Raw genomic sequence first — 3,075 nt, 5'->3', positions numbered from 1 at the left:
ACCGCCCCGCGCCATCGTGGGCTCGCCCGAGCCCGGGGCGGGGACCGATGCCCCCGCCTCGCCCCGCTCCCCCGCGGCGACCGCGCGGGCGTGGGCGGCCAGGACCGGGGGGCGGCCGCCGGGGCTGCCGGGGCGCAGCTCCACCGATGCGGTGTCCGTGATCAGCGCCCGGCGCGCGGTGTTGTACGGCTCGGAGAGCAGGTCCTCCAGGGGTACGTCGGCCGCGTCCCCGTACCAGGCCTCGCGGTCGGCCATGGCGAGCTTGCAGCCCTCGACGAGCAGGTGGACGTAGTCGGCGGAGCCGTGGGGCGGGAGCTCGGGCGGGAGGAGGGCGAGCTGCTGGAGGAAGGCGGGCCCCTGGCTCCAGCCGCCCGCCTTGGCCAGCGTCCAGCCGTTCCAGTCGTAGGTGACGGGGGCTTCGTAGGACGCGGACCAGCCCGCCAGGTCGGCGGCGGTGAGGGTGCCGGTGTGCCGGACGCCGCTGGTGTCCAGGGTGGGGACGGCGGCTTGGCGTACAAGGGCCGCGGCGATGAACCCCTCTCGCCAGACCGCGCGGGCGGCCTCGATCCGCGTGGTACGGTCCGCTCCCCCGGCTCTCTCGGCCTCGTCGATCAGACGGCGCCAGGTGGCGCCCAGAGCGGGGTTGCGGAACAGCTCACCGGGGCGCGGGGAGCGGCCGCCGGGGAGGTAGATCGCGGCGGAGGTGGTCCACTCGCTCTCGAAGAGTTCACGCACGGTCTCCACGGTCTCGCCGACCCGCTCGACGGGAGCGTGGCCGTCCTCGGCGTAACCGATCGCGTAGCGCAGCACCTCGGCCAGGTCCTTGGTGCCGTGGTCGCGCAGGAGCAGCATCCAGGCGTCGAAGGCCCCGGGGACGGCGGCGGCGAGCGGCCCGGTGCCGGGGACCAGGCCGAGGCCGAGGGAACGGTAGTGGGCGACGGTGGCCCGGGCCGGGGCGGGCCCCTGCCCGCAGAGCACCCGGACCTCCCCGTCCCCGGTCGCCAGGATCATCGGCACCTCGCCGGCCGGGCCGTTGAGGTGCGGTTCGACGACATGGAGGACGAACCCGGCGGCTACCGCGGCGTCGTAGGCGTTGCCGCCGTCCTCCAGGACCGCCATAGCGCACTGGGAGGCCAGCCAGTGGGTGGAGGACACCATGCCGAAGGTGCCCTGGAGGGTGGGCCGAGTGGTGAACACGGCTTTTCCTTCCGGTCGTTGCAGGACATACGTCCGGCGGCTGCCCCGGACGAGCAGCGTACCCCCCGTGTCGGCGGCGAGGCAGGCGTCACCCTTGGCCCGGCGGCCCTGCCGACCGCCACCGACCCCGACGGGGCGAACGCGTTCGCCGGGTACCGGCTGACCGGCTGACCGACGTAACGGAAGCGCAGGGGTCTCGCCCAGAAGGCCCCGCGGCTGCTCCAGGACCGGCTGGTCGAGCTCGGCACGGACTTCCAGGAGGGCGAGCCCTGGGCTCCGTACCTCATCACCGACCAGAACCCGACCACCAGTCAGAATCCGCTCCGCTCCGTTGACGGACGAACTGCTGAAGCGCCTCGGCCGACCAAACGGCCGGGATGGCTCAGGCCCAGTCGCGCAGGGCGGGCGGCTCGCAGAGTTCCAGCACCACTTCGCCCGTCTCCGGCTCTTCCCCGGAGACGGGCCGGACGCGTGCGCCGACCGTCACCAGATGCGGAGCCGCCCCGACGATCCGGCAGCGGAAGACGAAGCCCTCGGCGAACCGCACCAGGGATTCATTGCGCGCCGCCTCGGTGTAGCGGTGGACCACGGCGGTCCGGACGACCACTCCGTGGCCGGTCGTGCGTTCAGGCTCCAGTTCGCTCGACGCGCACACCGGGCACAGCAGCCGCCGGAAGGAGGCGGTGCCGCACCAGCGGCAGCGGTGGTAGGAAAGGCCGCACTCCTCGTGCGCCTTCTGGACGGTGCCCATTCCTGTCTGAGACACGGCTCGACCCCCTGCGCTCGACTCGGACGCGCCGCACCTGGCTGTCGGCGCGTCCGCACCATATGGCACTGAGTGCCGGACCGTAAAGGCACTGAGTGCCGATTGATGCTCAGTTCTTACCGACGGCGTCCTCGATCTGCTGGACCACGCGCCACATGGGAGCACCCTTCTGCGCCACCATCACGATGACCTCACCGTCGGCGCAGGCCCCGGCCGCGAGCCCTGCCCCGGCCCCGACCCCGACCCCGGCCCCGTCGGACGCTGCGGCCGGAGCGGGACCGGCGGGCCGCCCCCACACCTCCCGCACCATCGCGAGAGCGCGGTCGACGGCCGCCTCGGGGTCCCCCGCGCCGCCCGAGCGCAGCCAGAGCCGCAGCCCGTTGTTGTGCGCGGCGACGACGGACGCGGCGATCACCTCGGCCCGCAGCTCCCCGTCGCCGCCCGCCCCGAACCGGCCGCGCAGATGCCCCGCGAGGGTCTGTTCGTAGCGGCGCACCACGGACAGTTCGTACGTCCGCAGCCCCGGCACCTCCCGGGTGAGCCGGTAGCGCTGTACGGAGAACTCGGGGTTGGCCGCGTACATCCGCAGCACGATCCGCGCCGCGTCGCACACCGCGCCGACCGGGTCGCTGTCGTCGACCGCGGCCAGGAACTCGGTCATCTCGGCGAGACAGCGTTCGTGGTCCGGGAAGACGACGTCCTCCTTGGAGGGGAAGTAGCGGAAGAACGACCGCCGCCCCACCCCGGCCCGCGCCACGATGTCGTCCACCGTCGTCCGCTCGAATCCCCGCTCCAGGAAGAGCTGGAAAGCCGCCTGCGCGAGCGCCTCCCGCATGGGTGCCTTCTTCTCGGGTCCTCGTGCCTCGCTCATGCGGCGAAACGTAGCACCGGAAGAACGGTTTTGGCACTGGGTACCCTTTACAGAGGGTACTGAGTGCCATAATCTCTTCACTACTACGAACCACACCCAGGTGGGACCACACCCAGGTAGGCAGGAGAGCCGGCGTGAGCTTGAGGATCGTTGTCTGTGTGAAGTACGTGCCCGACGCGTCCGGTGACCGGCGTTTCGCCGATGATCTGACGTTGGATCGTGAGGATGTCGACGGTCTGTT

The 3,075-nt window shown here is 72.2% G+C and carries 3 protein-coding genes and 2 pseudogenes; 2 read left to right on the top strand and 3 right to left on the bottom strand.

The window, feature by feature from the left end; translation table 11 throughout:
* The coding region (locus CIB93_RS36830; protein ID WP_179500379.1) for a gamma-glutamyltransferase at nt 1–1,197 on the bottom strand (1,197 nt) is incomplete at its 3' end.
* A gap of 96 nt (nt 1,198–1,293) precedes the next feature.
* Here CIB93_RS36830 and CIB93_RS39385 point away from each other — a divergent pair.
* Nucleotides 1,294–1,558, top strand: a pseudogene (locus CIB93_RS39385) (type 1 glutamine amidotransferase domain-containing protein); the annotation flags it as partial.
* Nucleotides 1,559–1,579: 21 nt separating this feature from the next.
* On the opposite strand, the gene CIB93_RS36825 reads toward CIB93_RS39385, so the two are convergent.
* Together CIB93_RS36825 and CIB93_RS36820 are read right to left on the bottom strand one after the other, a co-directional pair.
* Entirely contained in the window at nt 1,580–1,948 is a 369-nt protein-coding gene (locus tag CIB93_RS36825; protein WP_096633114.1) for a Zn-ribbon domain-containing OB-fold protein, read from the bottom strand.
* A gap of 124 nt (nt 1,949–2,072) precedes the next feature.
* Complete coding sequence (locus CIB93_RS36820; RefSeq protein ID WP_096633113.1) at nt 2,073–2,798, bottom strand: TetR family transcriptional regulator; 726 nt, start codon at nt 2,796–2,798, stop codon at nt 2,073–2,075.
* Nucleotides 2,799–2,968: 170 nt separating this feature from the next.
* Here CIB93_RS36820 and CIB93_RS36815 point away from each other — a divergent pair.
* A pseudogene (locus CIB93_RS36815) lies at nt 2,969–3,075 on the top strand (electron transfer flavoprotein subunit beta); the annotation flags it as partial.

This window comes from Streptomyces sp. WZ.A104, from assembly GCF_002382885.1.
Lineage (GTDB): Bacteria > Actinomycetota > Actinomycetes > Streptomycetales > Streptomycetaceae > Streptomyces.
Note: the sequence above shows the minus strand (reverse complement) of the source record. Positions and strands in the feature narration are given on the sequence as shown.